General features: G+C 46.4%; 28 protein-coding genes. 17 read left to right on the plus strand and 11 right to left on the minus strand.

Features of this window, described 5'->3' with window-relative positions:
- Positions 1-81 precede the first annotated feature (81 nt).
- The 4 genes from GC097_RS07005 (at position 82) to GC097_RS07020 (ending at position 3183) form a co-directional block, all read left to right on the plus strand.
- Positions 82-426, plus strand: a complete 345-nt coding sequence (locus GC097_RS07005) for a thioredoxin family protein (protein WP_171682608.1) — start codon at positions 82-84, stop codon at positions 424-426.
- A 216-nt stretch (positions 427-642) separates the two neighbouring features.
- On the plus strand, positions 643-1542 hold the full coding sequence (locus tag GC097_RS07010) for a COX15/CtaA family protein (protein ID WP_171682609.1): 900 nt from the start codon (positions 643-645) through the stop codon (positions 1540-1542).
- 134 nt (positions 1543-1676) lie between these two features.
- The gene (locus GC097_RS07015; protein WP_171682610.1) at positions 1677-2387 is read left to right on the plus strand and encodes a Cthe_2314 family HEPN domain-containing protein; all 711 of its coding nucleotides are present in this window, start codon (positions 1677-1679) and stop codon (positions 2385-2387) included.
- A 7-nt stretch (positions 2388-2394) separates the two neighbouring features.
- Positions 2395-3183 carry an SDR family oxidoreductase gene (locus tag GC097_RS07020; protein WP_171682611.1) on the plus strand — a complete coding sequence of 263 codons (789 nt, stop codon included), beginning with the start codon at positions 2395-2397 and terminating at the stop codon, positions 3181-3183.
- A gap of 59 nt (positions 3184-3242) precedes the next feature.
- Here the strand turns inward: GC097_RS07020 and GC097_RS07025 are convergent, their stop codons facing one another.
- On the minus strand, positions 3243-3488 hold the full coding sequence (locus tag GC097_RS07025; RefSeq protein WP_157319629.1) for a NifU family protein: 246 nt from the start codon (positions 3486-3488) through the stop codon (positions 3243-3245).
- Between the two features lie 96 nt (positions 3489-3584).
- Here GC097_RS07025 and GC097_RS07030 point away from each other — a divergent pair, with 96 nt between their 5' ends.
- Complete coding sequence (locus GC097_RS07030) at positions 3585-3839, plus strand: YuzB family protein (protein WP_171682612.1); 255 nt, start codon at positions 3585-3587, stop codon at positions 3837-3839.
- A 1-nt stretch (position 3840) separates the two neighbouring features.
- On the opposite strand, the gene GC097_RS07035 is transcribed toward GC097_RS07030, so the two are convergent.
- Both GC097_RS07035 and mqnE read right to left on the minus strand, forming a co-directional pair.
- Positions 3841-4905 (minus strand): NAD(P)/FAD-dependent oxidoreductase, encoded by a 1065-nt coding sequence (locus GC097_RS07035; protein ID WP_171682613.1) that lies wholly within the window; start codon positions 4903-4905, stop codon positions 3841-3843.
- A gap of 45 nt (positions 4906-4950) precedes the next feature.
- Positions 4951-6054, minus strand: a complete 1104-nt coding sequence (mqnE, locus tag GC097_RS07040; RefSeq protein WP_376768367.1) for an aminofutalosine synthase MqnE — start codon at positions 6052-6054, stop codon at positions 4951-4953.
- Positions 6055-6407: 353 nt separating this feature from the next.
- Here mqnE and GC097_RS07045 point away from each other — a divergent pair, with 353 nt between their 5' ends.
- Complete coding sequence (locus GC097_RS07045; protein WP_312875625.1) at positions 6408-6587, plus strand: aspartyl-phosphate phosphatase Spo0E family protein; 180 nt, start codon at positions 6408-6410, stop codon at positions 6585-6587.
- A gap of 144 nt (positions 6588-6731) precedes the next feature.
- Positions 6732-7103 (plus strand): HesB/IscA family protein, encoded by a 372-nt coding sequence (locus tag GC097_RS07050; RefSeq protein ID WP_171682615.1) that lies wholly within the window; start codon positions 6732-6734, stop codon positions 7101-7103.
- A gap of 766 nt (positions 7104-7869) precedes the next feature.
- Here the strand turns inward: GC097_RS07050 and GC097_RS07055 are convergent.
- Entirely contained in the window at positions 7870-8553 is a 684-nt protein-coding gene (locus GC097_RS07055; protein WP_171682616.1) for a class I SAM-dependent methyltransferase, read from the minus strand.
- A gap of 75 nt (positions 8554-8628) precedes the next feature.
- On the minus strand, positions 8629-9684 hold the full coding sequence (locus tag GC097_RS07060) for a MerR family transcriptional regulator (RefSeq protein WP_171682617.1): 1056 nt from the start codon (positions 9682-9684) through the stop codon (positions 8629-8631).
- A gap of 148 nt (positions 9685-9832) precedes the next feature.
- Here GC097_RS07060 and GC097_RS07065 point away from each other — a divergent pair, with 148 nt between their 5' ends.
- A complete protein-coding gene (locus GC097_RS07065; RefSeq protein WP_246294027.1) occupies positions 9833-10513 on the plus strand; it encodes a glycoside hydrolase family 73 protein in 681 nt (226 codons plus the stop codon).
- A gap of 47 nt (positions 10514-10560) precedes the next feature.
- Here GC097_RS07065 and GC097_RS07070 read toward each other — a convergent pair whose 3' ends face one another.
- Complete coding sequence (locus GC097_RS07070; RefSeq protein WP_171682619.1) at positions 10561-10722, minus strand: mechanosensitive ion channel protein MscL; 162 nt, start codon at positions 10720-10722, stop codon at positions 10561-10563.
- Between the two features lie 339 nt (positions 10723-11061).
- Between GC097_RS07070 and GC097_RS07075 the strand changes: the two genes are divergently transcribed.
- On the plus strand, positions 11062-11217 hold the full coding sequence (locus GC097_RS07075; RefSeq protein ID WP_171682873.1) for a sporulation histidine kinase inhibitor Sda: 156 nt from the start codon (positions 11062-11064) through the stop codon (positions 11215-11217).
- Positions 11218-11567: 350 nt separating this feature from the next.
- Here the strand turns inward: GC097_RS07075 and GC097_RS07080 are convergent, their stop codons facing one another.
- Positions 11568-12569, minus strand: coding sequence for an NAD(P)/FAD-dependent oxidoreductase (locus GC097_RS07080; protein WP_246294029.1), 1002 nt, complete (start codon positions 12567-12569; stop codon positions 11568-11570).
- A 410-nt stretch (positions 12570-12979) separates the two neighbouring features.
- Between GC097_RS07080 and GC097_RS07085 the strand changes: the two genes are divergently transcribed.
- Entirely contained in the window at positions 12980-14170 is a 1191-nt protein-coding gene (locus tag GC097_RS07085) for an NAD(P)/FAD-dependent oxidoreductase (RefSeq protein ID WP_167062203.1), read from the plus strand.
- Between the two features lie 27 nt (positions 14171-14197).
- A complete protein-coding gene (locus GC097_RS07090; RefSeq protein WP_171682621.1) occupies positions 14198-14479 on the plus strand; it encodes a hypothetical protein in 282 nt (93 codons plus the stop codon).
- Positions 14480-14533: 54 nt separating this feature from the next.
- On the opposite strand, the gene hemQ is transcribed toward GC097_RS07090, so the two are convergent.
- Positions 14534-15280 carry a hydrogen peroxide-dependent heme synthase gene (hemQ, locus tag GC097_RS07095; protein ID WP_171682622.1) on the minus strand — a complete coding sequence of 249 codons (747 nt, stop codon included), beginning with the start codon at positions 15278-15280 and terminating at the stop codon, positions 14534-14536.
- Between the two features lie 174 nt (positions 15281-15454).
- Here hemQ and GC097_RS07100 point away from each other — a divergent pair, with 174 nt between their 5' ends.
- A complete protein-coding gene (locus GC097_RS07100; protein ID WP_171682623.1) occupies positions 15455-15739 on the plus strand; it encodes a YuiB family protein in 285 nt (94 codons plus the stop codon).
- Positions 15740-15773: 34 nt separating this feature from the next.
- Positions 15774-16697, plus strand: a complete 924-nt coding sequence (locus GC097_RS07105) for an alpha/beta fold hydrolase (RefSeq protein WP_312875626.1) — start codon at positions 15774-15776, stop codon at positions 16695-16697.
- Positions 16698-17057: 360 nt separating this feature from the next.
- Here the strand turns inward: GC097_RS07105 and GC097_RS07110 are convergent, their stop codons facing one another.
- Positions 17058-18083, minus strand: coding sequence for a zinc-binding alcohol dehydrogenase family protein (locus GC097_RS07110; protein WP_171682875.1), 1026 nt, complete (start codon positions 18081-18083; stop codon positions 17058-17060).
- 141 nt (positions 18084-18224) lie between these two features.
- On the opposite strand from GC097_RS07110, the gene GC097_RS07115 reads away from it, so the two are divergent.
- The 3 genes from GC097_RS07115 to dnaI all read left to right on the plus strand — a co-directional run bounded on the left by GC097_RS07115 (position 18225) and on the right by dnaI (position 21279).
- Positions 18225-18587: a winged helix-turn-helix transcriptional regulator gene (locus GC097_RS07115; protein WP_171682624.1), complete on the plus strand. Its 363-nt coding sequence runs from the start codon at positions 18225-18227 to the stop codon at positions 18585-18587.
- A gap of 172 nt (positions 18588-18759) precedes the next feature.
- Entirely contained in the window at positions 18760-20268 is a 1509-nt protein-coding gene (locus GC097_RS07120) for a replication initiation and membrane attachment family protein (RefSeq protein WP_171682625.1), read from the plus strand.
- 57 nt (positions 20269-20325) lie between these two features.
- Positions 20326-21279, plus strand: a complete 954-nt coding sequence (gene dnaI, locus GC097_RS07125; protein WP_171682626.1) for a primosomal protein DnaI — start codon at positions 20326-20328, stop codon at positions 21277-21279.
- Positions 21280-21365: 86 nt separating this feature from the next.
- Here the strand turns inward: dnaI and GC097_RS07130 are convergent, their stop codons facing one another.
- Both GC097_RS07130 and GC097_RS07135 read right to left on the minus strand, forming a co-directional pair.
- The gene (locus GC097_RS07130) at positions 21366-22370 is read right to left on the minus strand and encodes a globin-coupled sensor protein (RefSeq protein WP_171682627.1); all 1005 of its coding nucleotides are present in this window, start codon (positions 22368-22370) and stop codon (positions 21366-21368) included.
- A 102-nt stretch (positions 22371-22472) separates the two neighbouring features.
- Positions 22473-22616 (minus strand): YqzM family protein, encoded by a 144-nt coding sequence (locus GC097_RS07135; protein ID WP_171682628.1) that lies wholly within the window; start codon positions 22614-22616, stop codon positions 22473-22475.
- Positions 22617-22825: 209 nt separating this feature from the next.
- On the opposite strand from GC097_RS07135, the gene GC097_RS07140 reads away from it, so the two are divergent.
- Complete coding sequence (locus GC097_RS07140; RefSeq protein ID WP_167062807.1) at positions 22826-23209, plus strand: MerR family transcriptional regulator; 384 nt, start codon at positions 22826-22828, stop codon at positions 23207-23209.

Here is a 23209-nt window from a genome sequence, read left to right on the forward strand (position 1 = left end):
ATTATTGCTGGGCCGTATATCTTGACACCCTATTTAGGGTATGCTATAAGTTAATAAATTCCTAAGCAGTGAGGTGCTCCTATGTTAAAAATTTCAAATGAACAAGCTTTTCAAGAACAAATCTCGCAGTCCGCGCTAACCATTGCCGTCTTCAAAACAACCTGGTGCAAAGACTGCCACTATATCAATCCCTTCATGCCTGCGTTGGAAGAGGCTTATGCGGGGCGTATCACCTTTGTTGAACTGGATCGTGACGAGGTGCCCGACTTGTGCGAGCAGTTGAACATTCTTGGCATTCCAAGCTTTATCGCTTTCCGCGAGGGCAAAGAACTCGTACGTTTCGTTAGCAAATTACGCAAAACCCGTGAAGAAATTGAGCAGTTCCTAGACCGGGCCCTAGAGGTATCCGGCGCACTTGCTCCTTAGAATAAAGTGAAAGAAACGGCTCTAAGCAGAGTCGTTTTTTTGCTAAAACAACCGGAATATCACAACTTTGCCACGACTTTGGCCGTTCCGCGGTGGTTTCGGAGCTTTGTAACAATTGCGAATGGATTTGCCAACTTTTTAAAGCTATAATTGAAATCGAACCAGCTTCATTCGGGCAAGATCTACGGAAGTCACGACATAAAAGTAGGTGCAATCATGCAAAAACTGATTCAAAGGCTAGCGAATTTGTCCGCCATCGGCATGTTTCTCATTCTTGCAATGGGCGCCTTGGTTACAAAGGCTGACGCAGGCAGAGGCTGCGGAGACGAGTGGCCGCTGTGTCATGGGAAATTCGTCCCGGCGCATACGATATCATCCTTTATCGAATACAGCCATCGACTGGTTGTAGGTATCGTGACGCTCATTCTGATTGCCACATTCATTCTAGTGTTTCGTTATGTAAAACGGAAAGATGCGAAAATTTTCATCTCGGGGACCGTGTTGATGACGTTGGTCCAAGCTGCCATGGGAGCAATGGCCGTCGTTTGGCCTCAGTCTTCCCTTGTATTGGCGCTGCATTTCGGTTTATCCCTTCTGGCCTTTGCGTTTTCCTTGCTGCTCGCGCTTGTGTTTACACCTTGGGGTCAATTTCAAAGAGATACAACCATCCGCAGTTCCTTTAAAGCGCTCGTCTGGATAACGGCGATTTACAGCTACGTTGTTGTTTATCTGGGTGCATTTGTCCGTCATACCGTTTCTTCAGGCGGATGTTCAGGCTGGCCCTTGTGCAACGGAGAAGTCATTCCTGAGCTTAGCGGCGCCACCGGCATTGTCTTTACTCACCGGATAGCGGCTTTGCTGCTGTTTGTATGTATTCTGTTTCTATACTTGCAAGCGAAGCGTTATTACTCGAGCTCAGATAAATTGCGTTTTGGCAGCAAATGGTCACTCATCCTTGTTTCCCTTCAAGTCATCAGCGGGGCTGTGGTCACTTGGTCGATGGGGAACGAAGTCGCTTATTTGTTTACCGGCATGGTGCATGCTGTTATCGTTGCTTGTATGTTCGGATTTCTATGTTATTTATGCGTACTTACGTTATATGACCGCAAAGCATAAGCCCCGGTGGGCTGGCCCCTTGGAAGCAAGGCAGAGCTGCTTTGGCGGGAGAGGAGGCCTTCTTGCAGAGAAGGCTATTTCCTTTTTAGCTGTGAAAATAGAGAGACGGCAAGCATTTAATAAGGGGGGTACCTATGCTGCGAGTTTTGTTCCATGAACCAAGACGGGTAGACAGCGGGCTTCTGCTGGAAGCCGGCAATGCGGTGAGAGCGTTCATCGATCATCTGGAATCGAAGGAGCATCGCCGAGCCGCTGCGGATTATTCGAAGTATCACCGGCAAGCGATTTGGAGCAAAGGATTCATTGACGCACTCGATGAGCTGGAGCAGAGCAAATACTGTTGTGAGCGTTATGCCGAACATATCGATAAAGCCTTCCTGGAGGACATGAATCCGCAGGAGATGGAAGCGTATCGTCTTTTTGTATACTTTTTCAAAAATGCTTTTATTCGGCTGTTCTCCATTTTGGACAAATTGGGTACGTTCATGAATGATTTATTTGAGTTGAAAACAGAGGCGCTGAAATCGCGGTATTCCTACTTTACCGTACTGCGGCAGATGCATGAGAAAAGGATTCAAGGCGCGCTGGAGGTTCAACTGTACAATCTTAAAATGGATTATAAATCTCCGCTCGACCGGCTGCGCAATCAACGAAATATGGAAATTCACTATATTAACGCTGAAATGCTGGACGATCTGATGCAGAAGGAACCTTTTCCCGGCGATCGCATCCATGTTGAAAATGTAAAATCAAATGTTGCCGATCTCCAGCAGGGATTTGAAATGGTGTGCCGAACCTTATCAATAGCTTTCTCTTATATTACGGCTAGTATTGCAAAGGGGTAAGAGGACCATGGAATTAAGAGGCCGAACGGTTCTTATTACAGGCAGTGCGAAAGGACTCGGCAAAATGACCGCCATCACCTTGGCTAAACAGGGCTGTCAAGTCGCTGTCAATTATGTAAATAGCGAGAAGGAAGCCGCTGAGCTCGTCCATCACTTGGAAGTTCTTGGCGTCCGCAGTATTGCGGTTCAAGGCGATGTCGCTAAAAGAGAAGATATCGCACGAATGGTGGAGCATACGGCGTCTAAGCTTGGCCCGATTGATATTCTTGTGAATAATGCGGGACCTTTTTTCAGGGAGCGGCGCTTTTTTGCCGACTACGGCGTGGATGAGATTGAATATTTGATGCGCGGCAACTTGCTCGGCGTCATGGAGCTCGACCATTTGGTTCTGCCTATGATGAGGGAGAAGCGGTGGGGGCGCATTATCCATTTTGGCTTTGGAAAAGCGGCCGAAGCCAGAGGCTGGACGCATCGAGCCGTTTATGCGGCAGCGAAGGTGGGCTTAGTTTCCTTTACGAAAACGTTGGCTGAAGAAGAAGCCAGCCATGGGATTACGGTTAATATGATTTGTCCGGGCGATATTCGGGGCAAGCATAAAGAACAGACGATGCAGGAGGCCCGTCTGGAGGTCGATGGCGAGACGCCGGTGGGTAGACCGGGGACTGGCGAGGATGTGGCCAGAGTCATCGAATTCCTGTGTCTGCCGGCATCTGATTTTATTACGGGCAACATTATGGATATATCCGGAGGGTTGGATCCGATTCAGCCATTGCCGGTGCTCAATCAGCGCAAATAGCTTAGCGTAGCAAAAAGAGCTTACCATAGAGGTAAGCTCTTTCTTATGATATAGTCGTATTAGAACACTTGCACGACTTCTGTTATACCTTCAACTTCTTCAACCAATGCGCGTTCGATACCGGCTTTCAACGTGATCGTTGAGCTCGGGCAGCTTCCGCAAGCACCCATCAGTTTTAGTTTCACAATACCGTCTTCTACGTCAACGAGATCCACGTCACCGCCATCACGTTGTAGAAAAGGACGAAGTTTATCTAAAACCTCAAGGACTTCATCATAAATAGCTTCTTTTGTTTTTTCAGACATTTGATTCATCTCCTTTCTTTATATATTATATTACAATAATGATTAAATGAAAATGGTTTTCAACTTGAATATATCGCATAAGGTGGAATTTTTATTATGAGACCTATCATAGAGTTTTGCGCAAGCAACATGCACAATGGTACCGAGAAAGTCATGAAAGCTTTAGAACAAAATCCCGACTACGATGTCATTGAATACGGCTGTCTTGGCAATTGCGGACAGTGTTACATGGAGCCTTATGCTCTTTTGAATGGCGAGATCGTTGCCGCGGAAAGCGCAGACCAACTTCACGAACTCATCCTGGCGAAAATTAAAGAAATTGAAGCGATGTACGATTTGTTAAGTGACTGACTCAACCGAAGTGACGCTTCGATTTCCATAAGACGCCGCTTTTTAGCATACGAGCGATTTTCCCCGTCATCAGCGTGCGTTTGCCCATAATGCCGAATCCGCTTTTTTTACCTAGTGAACCGAGTGTCCCTCTGAGCTTAATTTTACCAAGTCGCGGTGTCTCGCCTTTCCAGATCGCTTGCATCGCTTCGGCAATTTGTTTGCCTTGCGCTTGCGCAGCTTGTGCGCTTGGCGAGAATGGCAGGGAGGCACAGTCACCGACAACGAAAACTTCTTGATGTTCCGGGATTTGGTGATACTCGTTTAACAAGATACGGCCTTGACGGTCTTTGGGAACATTCAAAGCTTCAACAATTGGATTCGGCTGAATGCCCGCTGTCCAAATTGTAGCATCTGTTCGAATGATTTCATCCCCGTTGTACAAATCTCCGCCGTCCAGACGAACTAAGGAAACATTAGGCCGAAGCTCAATGTGATGCTCAATCATCCATTCCCGGACATACTGCTGCAGGTTGATTGGGAAGGCAGACAGCAGACTTGGCCCGCGGTCGATCAGTCGAATGTTCAGATCAGGACGGCTTTCTCTTAATTCAGAAGCCATCTCCACGCCGCTTAATCCGCCACCGATGATGGATACTTGGCCGTATGGCACAATGTTGTTAATGCGCTGGTATGTGGCGCGGGTCTGTGCCAGCGTTTGAATGCTGGAGGAGTACTCACTAGCCCCGATAATGCCATGATAGCTATCTACACAGCCTAGCCCGATTACAAGCCAATCATACGTGAGAGGCTCTCTGTCTTCGAAACGAATTTCCTTTTTCTCCAAATCTACTGCCAACACTTCTCCGTAAGTAAGCAGCAAACGAGGGTCTTCCGGATAAGCAACACGGATATGCGTTTCTGCAATCGTACCTGAAGCAAGCGCGTAATATTCCGTTTTTAGTCCTTGAAAAGGGCTGCGGTCAACCATTTCCAGGATAGTATCCTCCGGTAAATCTTTCTCCAGCATGTTCAAGGCTATGGTCAGACCGCCATAACCTCCTCCGAGAATTACAAACTTTTTCATAACACTAGGTATCCCTTCTCCACTGATCTCTCTTCTCTAGTATAACTAATACACTTTAATTTCATTATAAAAGGTGTCACGTTCAACCGGAGTGCGTCCAGCCCCTTGAATTAACCAGACAAGCTCGTCTCTTGTAAGACCTTCCGGGGAAAGCGCGCCGGCTGCGTGCGAAATCTTTTCTTTCACGATCGTTCCGTGTGCATCAGAAGCACCGAAGGTGAAAGAGAGCTGGGTCAATTTGGTACCGATATTAATGAAATAGGCTTTGATATGCGGGAAGTTATCCAGCATCAACCGGCTAATGGCGATGGTTTTCAACTCGTCCCATGCGGGTACGCGTCTTTTGAGGCCTGCATTTTTGCTGGCCGGTTGGATCGAGTTTGGAATGAATACCAAGAAACCGTTCGTCTCGTCTTGCAGTTCACGAAGAAGCATCATATGACGAATGCGTTCTTCCTTGGTTTCAATCGAACCGTACAGCATCGTAGCGTGTGTTTTCATTCCCAGCAAATGGGCATTGCGGTGAACGTCCAGCCATTCCTCTGAAGAGGCTTTTTCCACTTTCATTTTGGAACGGTAGCGTTCCGTTAGAATTTCGGCTCCGCCTCCAGGCAGTGTAGACAGACCTGCATCCATCAATGTTTTCAAAACATCGCGGTAGCTTAGTCCGCTAATCCGTGAGAAAAACTCGATTTCTGCCGCGGTATGAGCTTTGATCGTCACATCGGGGTAGGCATTTTTCAATTGGCGAATGCAATCTACGTAATATTCAAAAGGCAGATGAGGGTTATGCCCTTGACTGATATGAAACTCTCTAATTTCCGGATTAAAGTTTTCCGCTACATAATCCAGCATTTGGCTTGGCGTTAGCGTGTACGCACCTTCTTCGCCTTCATCGCGGCGGAAATGGCAAAAAGCACAATGTTCCTCACACACATTCGTGAAATACAAACTCATATTTTGCACAAAATAAACCTTGTTCCCGTTCAATCGTGTATTTACTTTGTTTGCCATTTGTCCTATGCTCAGAAGATCATCCGATTCGTACAAGAACAATCCGTCTTCCAACGACAGACGTTGACCGTGCTCAACTTTATCGGCGATTTCCGCCATCCGTTTGATCGGATCCGTGGTAATAACACTCATCATTTTTCCTCCTATGAATTCAAAATAAAGCTCATACAGAATCGACGCATCCATCTGAAGATGATCACATGCGCCTTTGCGGTGTGAGTGCTCGCATACCTGTCAGCCAGTTCGGTTCAGGAGCTCACTCCTAATAGTTCAAAATCACTCTACTGTGTTACCATACGTACAAACTATCCTAACCATTATAAACCTCCGCGTAGGGAGGGGGCAATATGATGAACATGGACATAAATTGACAATCTTATTAATCTACAAGTTTTGCTGGCAGATTCACAAAAATATTATTCCCAATATTAACAAATTCCTGTATACTATTGCAATGTGATTACGTAGGGTTAAAAGGTGATTATATCGTGCTAACATATTTTGTGACCGAACCGCAGGAACGATTGGATATAGCTATCGAACAGCTTAGAGACCAAATGGTGACCTTAGGCACTGAATATGGTTTCCTGCACCCTGATGTACAGCAAGCCAGTCGAAAGCTGGATCAGTTACTGCTGCAATATTATGCGCTACAACGGAAGCAGTAAGCTTATGGCAACAATGGCTGGAATGTCTATGCAGATGCCCTTGAGCAATGCATTGAATAGGAGTATACTTGATAGTAAGCATTACGAAACTTATGAATAATGCCAGTTTTCCTTGCAGGAGAACATCAAGGAGGGATTTCCGTTATGATTAACATTAGCGAATCAGCGACAGATAAAATTAAAGAACTTTTGGCTTCTGAAGCATCACCGAATCTGTTCTTGCGACTAGGCGTCAAAGCAGGCGGCTGCAGCGGCTTTTCTTACGGCATGGGCTTCGATGATGATCAGAAGGATGATGATAAAGAATTTGACATTCACGGCCTGAAGGTTGTGGTGGACGCAGATAGCTCCAAATATTTGTACGGCGTTGAGATCGACTATACGGATGCAGGCATGGGCGGTGGTTTCTCCATCAATAACCCGAATGCCGTAGCATCCTGCGGGTGCGGCTCTTCCTTCAAAGTGAAGGACGAAGAGGGCTTGGTTGAGAAGTGCGACGATAAAGTTGAAGCTTAAAGAAAATTTGAGAGCGGCCTAAGGCTGCTCTCTTTTTTTTCTATGTTATTTTTTCGGGACGAGGTGTTAAAGAATTAATCTTATTTTCATATTTCTCTCTTGCAGAAGGAGTATACTTGATGTAGTTCACAAATTAGACGAAAATGATAGGAGTGATTTTTGTGAAACTATTCAAAAATTTTCTGCAAGGATTTTTTTATGCTTTTATCTCAATTGGTGTTCTTCCGTTCTTATTGGTGAAAAGCATCCTTGAATCGTTCTATGGTTAATCGGAACCGAGTAGAGATGAATTGAGTCCTATAGAAGCATTCATTTATTGTAGGGGTAACCGGGAGGTTGCCCTTTTTGGTGTGTTTTGAATAAATCCATCCGTTCTGGAGTAGACCACTCGGGGGTAACTCTTTATTGCGTCTTATTTGCAGCTATCGGTATGCGCGAGCTAGTAGAGGGAACTGTGGTCCGCTATTTTGGCGAAAACAGGGTTTTCGCAGGTGGAAGGGAACTACAGTCCTCTATTTTGCCGTTTTCGGCAGAAAGGAGGGCTCCTGAGGCAAATAAGGCCCTGTAGTTTCCCCCAGAGCGAGAAGAAGGCCAATTTCGTACAAATAGTGCCCTGTAGTTCCCCAAACACCCCGCGCTAAATGGCCGTGTAAAGCAGTCCCCCGTACACTCATTCTGTAGCGCTGTACCCGTATCCCCCGAACGCCTCCCACTCTACAGCCCCGTAAAGCAGTCCCCGACTCCGGCCCTCTACCGCCGAGACCCTCTAGCGGAGCCACCAAACTCCTGCGCACTCCGGAAGCTGCCGCCATCCTTCTTGCACAACTTGGTCAGCTAGATCATCCCCAAAGAAAAATCTGCTCAGCCGCTCAGCTTCTTCCAAGCTATCGAAATCATAATCAGTCCGAATCCACGTATGGGACATACCGAATTCCTTTTCAAGCATTTCAAAATAGGCCTGCAAAAAACTCGGCGGATTGGGAGCCGTTGAACCCGTTCCGAAGTTCTCGAAAATAATAACGCTGCCGCCAGGGCGAAGAACGCGCTTGATCTCCGCCATCACCTGCCGGATATTCCGTTCCCAGTCAGGAAGGTTTGTGCTTCCTAAATAACAGATGCTCCAGCCGGATACAATTAAATCATAGCTGCCCGAACTGACTGGGAGAGCCCGGTGATCGGCAACCTGGGTGCTCCAGCTGTGCAAGCCGGCTTTTTGAAGCTTAGCTGCCGTTACGTTTAACATGGCTTCTGAGTCGTCAAGCGCTAAGATTGATTTAGCTTTTGGAGCGAGCACACAGGTCAGTCTCCCTGAGCCGGCTCCCAGATCCAGGATGTCCAGGCCTTCAACTGGCTGAATGGCTTCGATGACATCCAAGAGACTGGGCTGCTTAGAAATGAGCAGATCATAAGTTTCCGCCTGTGATTGATAAATTTCTTCATGGTTGGGCATTGTTTCATTTCCTCCTTAAGTTATCGCTGCATAAACATCGTAAGGATTAACGTAAGGAGAAGGTCAAGCATTTATTTATCGAATTGGAACCGCATAAACAATAGTCAACAACTCATTCAGTTGTCTATGTTTTGTGATATAACCGTTTTCTTCAAACCAGTTCAGTAGTAGGGAACTCATCGCGTAGTATTCATTTTGAATCATTTGGATGTCATCGTTCTTGCCTAGTTGCTCTAAATCAGCAATGTACTGTTCTTTGTGCGCTTCATTAACGAACATCAAATCCGTGATGCATATTCGACCGTGCGGCTTTAATACGCGGCGCATTTCGCTTAAAGCCAGCACTTTCTGTTCATCGGAAATATGGTGCAAGGCAAAGCTGGTTACAAGGAAGTCAAACTGTCCGTCCAAATAGGGGATCGCAAGAAAGTTCCCAAGCTTTAGCTCCATTTGAGGATGTTTGCGCCCACAGTGCTTTAGCATTTCTTTGGATTGGTCGATACCTGCCATTGAAATGCCCTTATCTAGGAACTTTGCCGCTAAATTCCCCGTTCCCGTGCCGATGTCCAGTCCTCGTTCGCCTGCTTTTGGAGCCACCCAGTCAGCCGTTAGTTGAAGAGCTTTCTCATAGTCCTTATATTCTCTATCATTATTAGTAACATTGTTGTCATGTGTTTGGGCTTGATGGTCGAAATTCCATTTGTCGCTCCAATTTTTCCTGGTCTCTCTTAACCTTTTGGATCCCTCGGCGAGCAGGAAAATACCGTCTAAAGGAAGGGTTGGTTGATGTTTCAAAAGATCGATCATCGTATCGGTTGTTTCAATGATCTGTTTCAGCTCCAGCCACTGGGAAAAGATGATGGATCGCTGCATTTCCAAATAATATTGCAGTTGTTCGGTATCTTCTTGGTCTTCTTCGTCAGCTTGAGGCAATGCTGCTTTAATGTCTTCGATTGTCATCCCAGCTTCTCTTAAGGAAATAATCGTCTGTAAGCGCCATACTTCCTTTTCCGTAAATGTTCGATATAAATTGTGCTCCTGTTTATGCGGAGAGATCAGCCCTTTTTGTTCATAAAAGCGAATGGCTCTTGGAGAAATGTTAAGTTTAGCTGCTAATTCTTTGATTTTCATAATAAAATCAACCCTCCCTTCACTTAATAAACCTTAACGTAAGGTAAAAGTAAAGTGGGTTTGAATCATATAAGTGGAACCTTTTTCTCATAGAAGAATAAAATAGATTGAGAGTATGCTAGCTTACACTAGGAAGTGGGGTGAGTGTATGGCAACCAGACAAGCATTTATCGAGCTCGTTGTGCCGATTGCTGTAAAGCTGCGCTTGGAAAATTCTCCGATTTTCCCTTCAGTCCGCATCGCACAGGCGATTTTGGAGACAGGTGGAACTGTGAATGCGTGGAACAATTTGGTGGGTTATAAGGTGGGCAACGGCGTGCTTACGCCATATTGGCAGGGTGACCGGGTTTCGGCATTAACCTGGGAAATCATAAACGGAACGCGCTACGACAACGTGCCTAGTGATTTCCGCGCGTATCCTACGATTGTAGCAGGGTTTAGGGATCAAGATCTGCTATTTCAGTCTTCACGTTATGTAACTGTTCGTAATGCCAAAAGTCCAGGAGAACAAACGCAAGCTTTGCAAAACAGCGGATACGCCACGGATACTGCTTATGCAAGCAAGCTGAATAGTTTGATTCAAAGCAACGGATTAACGCGGTATGATGAGGAGGTTATTAAAATGTTAGAGCAACTGCAGGCGCAAATAGCAGCCTTACAAACCAGAGTAAGCGCATTAGAGGGGCAAGCGTCGCTGAAAGAAGTTCCGGCATGGGCCAAGGGTGCGGTGGACGCGGCGGTAAAAGCGGGTCTTATCGATACCCCCAATGATGGAAGCTATGATTTTTACCGATTGTTAACGGTGCTGCATCGTAAAGGCTTAATCTAAGAAACATAGTTGAAAAAAAAAGAGCCGCATGTGACGGGGAAAGATTCCTAGTACACGATGCGGCCTTTAATTTTGACGTTTTCGCCATATTTAGCTTTCATAAGTTTGCTTTGCTCTAACATAAACGAATAGATTTCTTTCAAACGGTTCTTCTTGGGCTTAATCGTTTCTTTGATTTCACCATTCAGTACAATATCATAGACGATCATGGCAATCACTCCTTTATTTAACTTTCTACTAACATTGTAAGCGATGAATATTAACTGGCGATTAAAATTTCTTTTCAAATTTGTGAACTATATGAAGGGAACATTAAGTTTTACAACGTTTTGTAAGAAAATAGTGATCAATTTTTTTTATCGAATGCCGGGCTGCCAAGCGTGTGTATAACTTTATACACAATATCCCCCAAGCTTTTATAACGTTTAGGAGGGATATCAACAAATTACCCACAGGATATGCACACTATTCTGTGGATAAAGGAACAGTTGTTCTATTATTAACCCCATGATAATATAATTACAAATTATAGAATAAAGGTGATTTCAGTGAGACAAATTAGCGACGAAACATTGATCGACTCTTATTACAAAGCACTAGACTTAAGACTAGAATCAGATTTTGTTGATTTATTGCTCGCCGAAATTCAGAGACGGAATTTGAAACTGCAAGTCTACATCAAGGATGGAACTCCTCTGAATTAGAGCTTGTGAACGTATTGATCATCTACGAGAAGCGCATTTTCATAGATATTGTACCTGGATAGTTAAACTGTGAGAACAATCGGGGCAATTGAGCAAATGAAGGCATTGATCATCATGACCCGATAGTGTGCTGTCCGAATCCGACATCGAGGGCCCGTCAATCTCCCGATATGGGGAGTAGGGACCGAGGTAGTCGCTTAGTCTCCCGCCATCACACATAGCATGCGAGCACACGGGGCATTCGGTGGTTAATTCCTGCAAGCCATTGCAAACCGGACATATATAAGACAAAGGGGTATTCCTCCTAATCCGAAGATTAGGAATAGAATACCCCTTTTTATGTAGATTGATTAAAATTTCAAGTTCGAGCTATGTCCTGGTGAAAGTTTAGCCGTCGGGTCAATATAAACTTTAGCATTGTTAATCGCCGTAGGTGCTTCGCCGAAGCCAACAGCAATTAATTTTAATTTGCCAGGATATGTCGTGATGTCCCCGGCAGCGAAGATACCCGGAATGTTGGTTTCCATTCTGGAATCAACGACGATCGAGCCATTCTCGATGTTAAGGCCCCACTCGGCAATCGGTCCAAGGGAGGATACGAATCCGAAGTTTACAATAACGGCATCGACATCATGAACCGTTTCTTCGCCGGATTTAATATCTTTGAGCGTGACTTGCTCAATACGGTCGCTGCCATGAAGTTTCGTAATTTCTGTCGGCGTTACGACATTTACTTTGGATTTCATCAGGTTATCGACACTGTGTTCGTGAGCGCGGAATTTATCGCGGCGGTGGATAAGCGTTACTTTCTCAGCAACCGGCTCCAGCATAAGCGCCCAGTCTACCGCGGAATCGCCGCCGCCGCTGATCACTACTTTTTGACCGGCGAAAGCATTCAGATCGCTTACGAAATAGTGAAGGTTCTTTTTCTCGAATTGCGCAGCTTCCGGAAGTTCCAAACGACGTGGTTCAAATGCGCCTACTCCGCCGGTAATAATAACTGCACGGCTCGTATGAGTGCCTTTGTCCGTCGTGATCTCAAAGAGACGCTCCTCTTTCTTGACAACTTGGTGTACTTTCTCTTCCAGACATACATCTATTGGAAAGTGTTTCATTTGAGCGAGTAAGTTATTGACTAAATCTTGCGCCGTTACTTTAGGGAATCCGGCTACGTCATAAATGTACTTCTCAGGGTATAGAGCAGCGAGTTGTCCGCCAAGCTGCGGCATGCTCTCAATAATTTTCACGGATGCTTGACGCATACCCGCGTAGAAGGATGCGAACATACCGGCCGGGCCACCGCCGATGACGATAATATCGACGATGTCTTGATTAGTTTCTCTCTCGATCATGATTAAACTCCTCCGATTCATTTCCTTTGATGTGCGATAATTCTGAGAATTGCCACAATCATTATTTCATTATAAACGTCTCTTTAAATGAAGGAAACAGAAAAGTGTGATTTCTTTATATAATTCGCTTATAAATATGATAAGTAATGCTTACAATGGTTGGACAAGCCAGAATGGGCTGTAAGCTTGATTTTAAGCCAAAATAGCACTTGATCTTTACTAATTAAAATTATATTATATCATGAGAATCGGTTTACCATGTTGTGACGAATTTCATTCTGTTTCATCATAAATCACTACGTGTGAGTGCAAACTAGAAGCAATATACCACCTTTGAAGCTGTTTGTGTAATTTTTCACAAGATAGAGAAACCATGGGACAATAAAATCGGATATGGAAGTGAGAGAAACATGAGTAGAATACCAAGAATCGTTATTCTAGGAGCCGGGTATGGCGGGATTCTTTCTGCAATTCGTTTGCAAAAAGAGTTAAATTACAATGAAGCTGATGTAACACTCGTTAACAAGCATGATTATCATTACATTACCACGCATCTCCATATGCCTGCGGCAGGGACGGATAATCCTGAAAATGCACGCGTGAACATTTTGAAACTAATCGACGAGTTCAAAGTGGATTTCGTGAAATCGACTGTTACGCAAATCCGTCCGCATGAGAAAAAAGTTATTCTCGAAGACGGTACGCTTTCTTACGACTACCTAGTTATCGGTCTTGGTGGCGAAGCTGAAACGTTCGGTATCCCTGGACTTAAAGAAAATGCGCTCAATATTCGCAGCATTAACAGCGTCCGCTTTATTCGCGAGCACATTGAGTATCAATTCGCGAAGTACAAGCGTGAGCCGGATCGTAAGGATTACCTGACATTCGTTATCGGTGGAGCCGGTTTTACCGGTATTGAGTTCATCGGTGAGCTTGCAGATCGTATTCCACAGCTTTGCAAAGAGTTCGACGTCGATCCTTCCCTCGTGAAGATTTATAATATTGAAGCGGCTCCAACCGCATTGCCGGGCTTTGATCCGGAGCTGGTTGAGTACGCGATGAAAGTTTTGACAGACAAAGGCATCACGTTCAAAATCGGTACAGCGATTAAAGAATGCACACCGGAAGGTGTTCTTATCGCGGGCGATGAGTTTATTAAAGCTGCTACGGTTGTATGGACAGGCGGTATCCGCGGTAACCACATGCTGGATGAAGCCGGTTTTGAAACGATGCGCGGCAGAATTAAAGTCGATGAGTTCCTGCGGGCCCCTCAATTCGACAATATCTATGTTGTAGGCGACTGTTCCATCGTCATGAACGATGAAGGCAGACCATTCCCTCCAACAGCGCAAATCGCGATGCAGCAAGGTGAAGCTGTCGCTCATAACCTGATTGCTTCCATTCGCGGTTCGCAAATGAAAACTTTCAAATTCTCCAACAAAGGTACGGTTGCATCCCTAGGCAAAGGCCAAGCGATCGGTATCGTTGGTTCCCGCAAACTCAAAGGCAACGTGGCAGCCATGATGAAAAAAGTGGTTGATATGCGATACCTCTACATTATTGGCGGAATTCCGCTCGTTATTCGCAAAGGGCGTTTCTAGTCATCATTCGTAAACGGGGGGATCGCCATGCGGCACTGCAGTGTCCAAGTAAGAGGACTTCTTACCCGGGATGAACTGGATCGTTACAACGCACTGATCGAGGTCGGCCACTTTCTAGAGGCTGAGAAACGTTACGATCATGTAGCCGTTGTACAAAAAGAAATCGATATTCTCATACTTCCGGCCATTGAACGGTTGAAGGAAAAGAGTCGTCAGCGTGACCGCGATACGGAAGAGTATCTCGCACGCAAAGCGCAGATGGAAGCCGAACTTGCCGCTGCGCTTCGTGACGACGAGGATGAGGAATAAACAAAAAGAAAAGCCTTGCTCTTGTGAAGAGCAGGCTTTCTTTTTTAATTTATTTTAAACAGTAATGAGTTTAGTGAATTTCTCAGGTGTAAGCAGATTGCCCACGTAGAAATCGCCGAATTCGCCGAAACGTGCGCTCACTTCGTCAAAACGCATTTCGTAAACGAGCTTTTTGAAATGCAAAGGATCATCGGAGAACAGCGTTACGCCCCACTCCCAATCGTCCAGTCCGACAGAGCCTGTGATGATTTGTTTCACTTTGCCCGCGTATGTACGGCCGATCATGCCGTGGCTGCGCATCATAGTTTTGCGGTCGTCCGCAGGGAGCATGTACCAGTTGTCGTTGCCTTCGCGACGCTTGTTCATCGGATAGAAGCAGATGTGCTTCGCTTTAGGCAGAGCAGGCTTCAAGCGTGCTTGGATCTCTGGATCTTCCGAAGGGTCGACGCCGGGCTTAGCTAGGTAGCTGCTTAATTCAACGATAGAAACATAGGAATATACCGGGATTGTAAAAGCGGCGAAGCTGGATTTATTAAAAGCATTTTCCAGATCGTTCAGTTCTTCAAGCGTTTCGCGCAATTGCATGAAAACAAAGTCAGCTTTCTGACCCACGATGCTGTATACGGCAGTGCTGCCTAGTTTATCGTTCTCAATTTGCTGCCATTCGGATAGGAATGTATTCAGCTCTTCGGTTGCATGTTTACGCTCTTGCGGGGTTGCGGCATGCCATGCGTTCCAGTCAATCAGACGGAAATCATGGAGCGCATACCAGCCTTCCAGCGTTTGTACGGCTTCACTCATGAGTGTTCCTCCATTCAAGGCTAATATCCCCTACATTGTATCCAATTCATGGAGAAAGGGCAAATGAACAAAGGGTGAAGAAATAAATGTTCAATTTGTGTACACTTTACCTGTGCCATTTGGTGGATTACAATAATAAGAAAAGGAATCGTTTCTACCAGGGAGGAACAGACGTTGCTGCAAATGATTATCGCCACTGTCTTAATGATGGTGTTATTTTTTGGAATCGGTTTTATTTTGAACATGCTGATGAAGACCACGTGGTTCCCGCTCTATGCGTTCATCGCTTTGATTATCGGAGTTGTGATCTACGGGTCGATGGGTTCCGCGTCTTTCTTGTCGAGCGGTGAGAGCTTCACGGTTGTGGATATCGTTCCGGCCATCGGCGGTTTGGTTGGCGCTATACTTAGCGGATCAGCTATCAAAACGCTGCGTATCAAAGGTTTCAAAATGTTCTGAAGTCATAAAAGAAGGCAGAGTTGGTCACGATAAGGTGAAGTTCTTGAAACTTGACCTTACGGAGGATGCGACTTTGCCTTTTGCCAATTTAAGCGGGACGATTCTGAATTATGAGATTTCAGGAACCGGCACCCCGATCGTGTTTGTTCACTCGCCTCTGTTGACGTCAGAGGTTTTCTTTTATCAAAAAAAGCAGTTAGCCCAGCACTTCCAGGTGATCACTTTTGACATTCGCGGGCACGGGTCCAGCAAGGCATCGGAGAGCCCGGTCAGCATACCACTAGTGGCGGAGGATATTAGGATGCTGCTCGATCATGTGGGGATTGAGAAAGCTTTTCTGTGCGGCTATTCTACAGGCGGAATGGTCGTGCTGGAAGCGCTGCTGGAGCACCCTGAACGTTTTCTGGGGGGCATCGTGGTCAGCGGCATGTCGGAATTAACGGATGTCTATAACAAAATCAGAGCGTGGATGGCTTGTCATATGACCGGCTCCGATCTGCTTATGAAGCTATTGGTCAAAGCGATCACCAACGGGAATGCGGACAATGCGTCGATCTCCCGTCAATTATACGAGAGTTCACAAAGCGATACGCCTGACAATGTGTGTACGTATTTTCAGCAAGCGCTTAGCTATACTTGTACGAACCGGCTCGGGAATATTCAGCACCCGGTGCTGTTGATTTACGGTCAGAAGGACGGCTCGTTTCATCGATATGCAAACTTGCTACATGAAGGGCTGCCTCATAGCTCGCTCTATTTCTTTAAGGATGCGAAGCATCAAATTCCGGTAAAAAGCGCAGCCAAGATGAACGATTTGATACGTTTATGGGTGGAAAGCCTGGAAGAGCGGCAAACGGAGCGGGGGCTGCTGGACTTGGCGATTGCCAGGCAATTAAATCCTGCCATGAATGGGGAGGATTCAGTTGGGAGCGTGGACAGGAGTCTCGGATCGGAATGATTTCTCCTATGCGAAAGGGGTAAGCAAAGCCACCCGATCTGGGTATTGGGGCGTAGATGATCACTTGAGAAGCTGTCCCAGTCATTTCCATGATTTATATGACAGCCCCTTGTGCGGGTATGCTTCTATGGTCAAAATAATGGGAGAAGTTCCCTCTAATTTGACTGTAGAAGCTTGTCAGATCGATTTAACAGGAAAAACTCCCTCTATTTGCACCGATTTCGTGAGAATCTACGAAGACCGGTCAAATTAACGGGAGTTTTTCCTTCTATTATCCCTGCGAGGTCATCACTCGAGCCATTTAGAGGGAGATTTTCCAGTTAACTTCCTTCGCCTTCGGATTGAGGCAACCCCGCTTGTTTATTTACCCTCAAAATGCTCTAAAACAACTTTGCCCACCGTGCGTCCTGCTTCAAGCATCGCATGCGCTTTGCGCAGGTTGGCCGCATGGATCGGCGTTAGGCGTTCAGTCACTGTTGTACGCAGTGTTCCGTTATCGATCAGCCGGGCAACTTCGTTCAGCAAATTATGCTGTTCGATCATATCCCCTGTTTGGAACATCGGACGGGTGAACATGAACTCCCAAGCGAATGCGACGCTCTTGTTTTTCAGCAAATTCATATTCAACGGCTGGTCCGTTTCTACGATGGAACAAATGGTGCCCTGCGGCACGATGGCATCGGCCATGTTCTGCCAGTGGAGACCTGTGCTGTTTAAGCAAAAAATATAATCCACGCCTGGAAAACCGATGGCGTTCAATTGACCCAAGAAAGCATCATAGTGGGAGATGATGTGATCGGCTCCCATTTCCTTCGCCCATTGCGCCGATTCGGGGCGGGAAGCCGTTCCGATAACCGTTAGTCCGGCCAGCTTCGCCAGCTGCGTGGCAATGGAGCCTACGCCCCCGGCAGCGCCGATGATCAGTATGGATTTGCCTGCATTCTCTTCCTGATTCCGTGACAGGCCAAGCCGATCGAACAGCGCTTCCCAAGCGGTAATAGCTGTTAACGGCAGTGCGGCGGCTTCGGCGAAATCCAGCGATTTCGGTTTCGTGCCGACGATGCGTTCGTCCACGAGATGAAACTCGCTGTTCCCACCTGGGCGCGTTATGCTGCCGGCGTAATACACCTCATCCCCCGGCTGGAATAATGTGCAATCCGGTCCGGTTTGTTCCACAATGCCTGCAACATCCCACCCCAGAATACGAGGTGCGGCTTCCGTTTTCTCTTTGGGAGCACGTACTTTGGTGTCTACCGGATTCACGGAGATGGCTTTGACTTTGATAAGCAGGTCCGTGCCTGCGGGTACAGGTTTTTCAATTTCTACGTCTAGGAGGCTTTCCGGATGTTCAATAGGCAGATAGCGGTAAAGTCCAACGGCTTTCATTGTTTCTTTGGAAGTCAAATGATCATCTCCTATTACAATAGTTGCTATGTTGTCAGTGTAGCTCATTCGTTTTAAAATAGGAAGTACGCACATTCGTGTGATGTAGTATCAATTTGTATACTAAGGAGGCGTCAAACAATTATGCGCGATCGTGTAAATGGCCATGGCAGCACGGAGAATAAGGACGGCTGTCCGGTTGAATATACATTAGATATTATCGGTGGCAAATGGAAAGGCGTACTTCTTTATCACTTGATCGACGGGACCAAAAGATTCAATGAATTCAAACGAATTTGTCCATCTATTTCACAAAGAATGTTGACTTTACAGCTGCGTGAGCTGGAAGGAGACGGCATTGTTCATCGAGAGGTGTATCATCAAGTGCCTCCTAAAGTGGAATATTCATTAACGGAGTTCGGTCAAACCTTGACGCCGATTATTTTGCTAATGAAAGAATGGGGCAGCAAGCATAAACAACAATCCGAATGTTCCGTTAACGAATAAGACCCTCAGGTAAGGATAAACTGACGGTTTTTCTTAGTTTAGGTAAAATTATCTTTCTCTCGGATAGATACCAAGCCTGTCGATTTTTGTGGTAGACTAGTAGAGAGAAACCGAGATGCCAGTACGATGGATGGCAATCGGTTGAGCCTAGGCAGGATGGTGCTGTAATCGGATGAGAATGACGAATATGCTTCATTTCACGGAAAATCACAGGTTTTGTGTAGGCCGTGAGTTTTCTTTGAGCAGCTTGGATTTTAAAATGTTGGCGATGATGTATCAGCCAATGATCGGTGGTTTGGCGATAAGTCTCTATCAGGCTCTCTATCAGCAAATGAGCGCGGAAAAAGTCGGATTTTCGCCCCTGGAGCAGCAGCGCAAATTATTTCTGCTGTTGGATCTTGAGCAGGGAGAGCGGGGCCGCAAATATTTAATTGAACAATCTTCGAAGCTTGAAGCGATTGGCCTCTTGCAGACAACCCGCAAGTTTTTGCCGGATGAAGAAGATTATATTTTTGTTTATACATTGTTCCAGCCGCTAGGACCTAATGAATTTTTCAGGAATCAGCATTTGACGCTGCTGCTCCGCGATAAGGTCGGCAAGTTCATGCTGCTCTCCCTTCGGGAAGATTTGCTTGCGCCGGAGCCGGAGGAATTTAGAGAGGCTAGCGAAGAGAATCTGTCCGTTCCTTTCTATGACCTATTCAGGTTGAATACCCAGGTAGTTGATTATGAGCTTGAGCAAGCGCTGTATGAGGCGTCGGCCAGTAAACAGGGAGAACCCCGCTTGGATGTGACGACCAAAGGGTTCCAGTATGCGGATATTATTATGAGGTTTCCGCGCGGGGCGAGCAATCGTATTTTTGTCGAGGCTCTCAAGCATAAGCCGGATCAGATGGCGGCCATTAATATCGTGGCCAAGAAGTACAATCTTTCTTTGCAGGAAACATGCCGGTTGTTGGATGAAGATGGTTCATTTAGCGAAGAAGGCGAGCTGCAAATGGATCTCATGCAGTACAACGCGAATCTCTTCTACAGGCAAAGCAAGAAGCGAGATGAGGAAAGAGTGCGAACACTTTCCAGATCGGAAGAGGCGGAAGCCGGCGACTCGGCAGATCAGGCAGGCGAAAAGTCGGTTGAAATGGCGTATTATTTGGAAGTTCCGCAGCAGCTGCGCGGCGAATGCACGGATCATCAATACAATTACATTATGCGTAACGAGCCGTATACGGCAGTCCTGAAAATGTTCTTTACGCAGGGCTCAATTCCAGACGGCGTACTTAATATATTTGAGAAAATTGATCTGAATTATAAGTTAAACGAAGAAGTGATCAATGTATTGATCCATTTCCTGCACATCGACCGCCGTTCTTGGGCGAAGTCTTCGATTGAAGCCGTCGCCTCGGATATGTTGGGCAAGCAAATTGTCACTTACGAGCAAGCCGTGGAGTATGTTCGCGAGAAAATCAGCTACAAGCAGAAGGCTGCATCCAAAGTTGAGGCTGCCAAAGCCGGCGGCGGCTCTGTGACCAGAGGCCGGCAGGGCAAAACGCAAAAGCCGCATATCCCGATTGTCGTGCCGGATGCCGGCGCTGCCGCTTCTTCCAGATTGACGGAAGAAGAGTTGGAGGCGGCCAGAAGAATGGCGCAGAAGCTGGATGAGCGCTTTAATCGGAAAAGCTGAGCACCGGATCGGATGAAACCGCGAGCTAAGAAATAAATTGCAGGAGGTGCCGCAACTATGGAATCGCTGTCGCACATTCTTAAAACGATGCCTGATTCGGAATGGAGACGAAAGGCGGAAGCCAAAATCAAGGCGGTCATGGATGACGCCTTAGTTCACAAATTTCGCCAGAAATATCCGTTCATCGATGACTATACGATCAAGATTAATATGAATAAGCTGTACCAATATGTGACGGAGTACAAAACCTGCTCCAACTGCCCCGGCCTGGATAGCTGCCCGAATGATATGACGGGGCACTATACGATGCTAACGGCTGATGCGGACAAGGATAGAATGTACATTCACGAGGAAAAAGTGGCGTGCAAGAAGTTCACTTCGAAGCAGCTGCAGGATGCGATTTCTTCCCGTATCCGTACTTTCCACGTGGATCCGCGAATGATTTCGCGCAGCTTTTCGTTCGGCGACATCCTGGAGACAGATTTAGACCGGGCGAAAGCCGTCATGCAAATTAATGACTATGTCAACCAAACGATGGAAAACGGGCTTCAAACACGCGGGCTGTACTTATGCGGGTCGTTCGGCACAGGAAAAACGTTCCTGATGGGCTATATGCTGCATCAGCTCGCGAAGGTGGGCATGACCGGCGCTATCGTTTATATGCCGGATTTTGCCGAGGATTTGAAAGGCATGTTCCAGGAACCGTCCAAGCTGAAGGAAACGATTGATCTTCTGAAAGAAACAGATCTGCTCGTTTTTGACGATATCGGCGCTGAAAATTTGAATCCATGGCTCCGGGATCATGTCATTGGCGCCATTGTGAATCACCGGATGAACCGGAAACCGACGTTCTTCACGTCGAACTATGCGCTGAACGATCTGGAGAAGCATTTCAGCTTCACGAACAAAGATGGCGACGAGGAATATAAAGGACAACGGATTATGGACCGAATTCGCCCATTTGTTGACGTGGTAGAGGTGACAGGTACGAATAAGCGCGGGAGAACGTAGAGCACGGACAGCGCCAGATCCATACACAAAGACCCTTCTATCCACTGAAATCGTGGGCGGAAGGGTCTTTCTTAATAAAAGGAATATTATGATTTCTTTAATTTTTCCAATTGGGCAGTGACGCTCTCGATCATTTGAACGAAGGAAGTTAATTCCTGCGCGCTGGCAGCTTGTGTTCGCGCATAGTGTGTAGTTTCTTCGGAGCCCTTCTGGACCAGTTCAAGCTTCTGGGTAATCAGCCTAAGCTTCGCTTGAATCGTGTCGAGCGCTTCCCGGGAATGCGCGGCCAGCTTGCGCACCTCGTTGGCGACAACCTCAAATCCGCGGCCGTGCTCGCCAGAGCGGGCAGCCTCGATGGCTGCATTGAGACCGAGCAGATGCGTCTGATCGGAAATCTCTTTCATGACGGTACCCATTTTCGAAATATCTTTAATTTCGTGCTGGAGTTCGTCGATGCGAAGATTGGATTGATCCTGCGACTCCGCCGTTTTGATCGCCGTATCGGCTACGGTTTGGGAGCTTCCGCCAAGCTCGACCATCATAGAAGCAAGGTCTTGCACAGCGCGGGAGATGGTCGTGAGCATCACATTTTGCTCGTCCACCAGCGTCTGAATTTTCAGCTTCTCATCCTGCTCGTAAGCTTCCAGCACAAGCTGGCTGTCCAGGTTGAACATTTTGCTTAGAGCATGCAGCACATGCATCCACTCGTCAGGCATCGTTTCTTTAAAATGCCGCGAGGCGATGTCGGTGTATTTTAAATAAGTACCTAAGTACCAGGAGGTTGTCAGGCCGATGCGCGAGTGCACCTTGCCTATAAACAATCGCTTCGTTATGTATTCATCGTTAATCAGTCCGGATGCCATGGATAGAAAATACCAACGCTGCGTTTCCTTGAGCCGCTCAATCGTGCTGTGCTGTCCAATAATGGCCACCAGCTCAGGCTCTTGGATGATTTCTGCGTAGAGCTGGTCAACCAGCTTGTCTACGATGTGTTTGAAGGCTTCTTCTTTGCTTTTTAAAAGTTGTAAATCAGCGTTCGTTAAGCCGATATAAGAGATGAGTTTTTGGCGGTCTGGATGAACTAGAATCATTTCGTCGATAATCTCCTTTTGCAAATAAATAGGGAATGATCTAATGAAAAAACCGCTTTACACAGCAGTGCAAAGCGGTTCACTTATAGGCTTGTACAGGCCCTATTTCATCACTTGGATAGCAGTTGCAACGGCTGCAATGATAAACAAGATACCAAAGAACACGCCAAATCCGATACCTACATCCATGAAATCGTTGCGCGGCTCTTCATACACGTGAAGCTCAGGGTGTTTAGGATCGCTCATGTGGTTACCCCCTAACGTCCGACATTCGAAGTTTAAGCTTAGTATACCCAAATTCGTCGAAAGTTGTAAAGCTTATGGAAGTGACAATTATGCAAACAATAACAGACAGCAGCGGAAAGTGTAAAATAAGACTTGACTCTAACATTAGTGTTATGGTTTACAATAACATCATCCTTACTTGATCAAGGAAAAGGAAAAAGGTGAAAGCCATGCGGATTAGTGAATTATCCAAGCTTACGGGTGCCAGCATTCGTTCCTTGCGGTACTACGAGGCTAAAGGACTTATCGCGACGCAGCGCGAAGAAAACGGTTATCGGGTGTTTAACCAAATGGCGGTTGAGCGCGTGAAAACCATTCAGTTTTATTTGAGCCTGGGCTTTACGACCGAACAAATTGAAAGCTTTCTAAACTGCGTCATGAAAAACCAGGAGTCCCAATGCGACGATCTGCTGCCACTCTACACAGAGAAGCTGCAGGACATTGAGCGGCAAATGGAAATGCTGCAGATGCTGCAAGCGAATTTGAAGGATCGTATCGCTTATATCGAGCAGCAAAGGCTTCAGGGGCTGCCTGTAGGTATGCCGGCTAAGTAG

The sequence above is a fragment of the Paenibacillus planticolens genome, from assembly GCF_013141725.1.
Classification (GTDB): Bacteria; Bacillota; Bacilli; order Paenibacillales; family NBRC-103111; genus Paenibacillus_E; species Paenibacillus_E planticolens.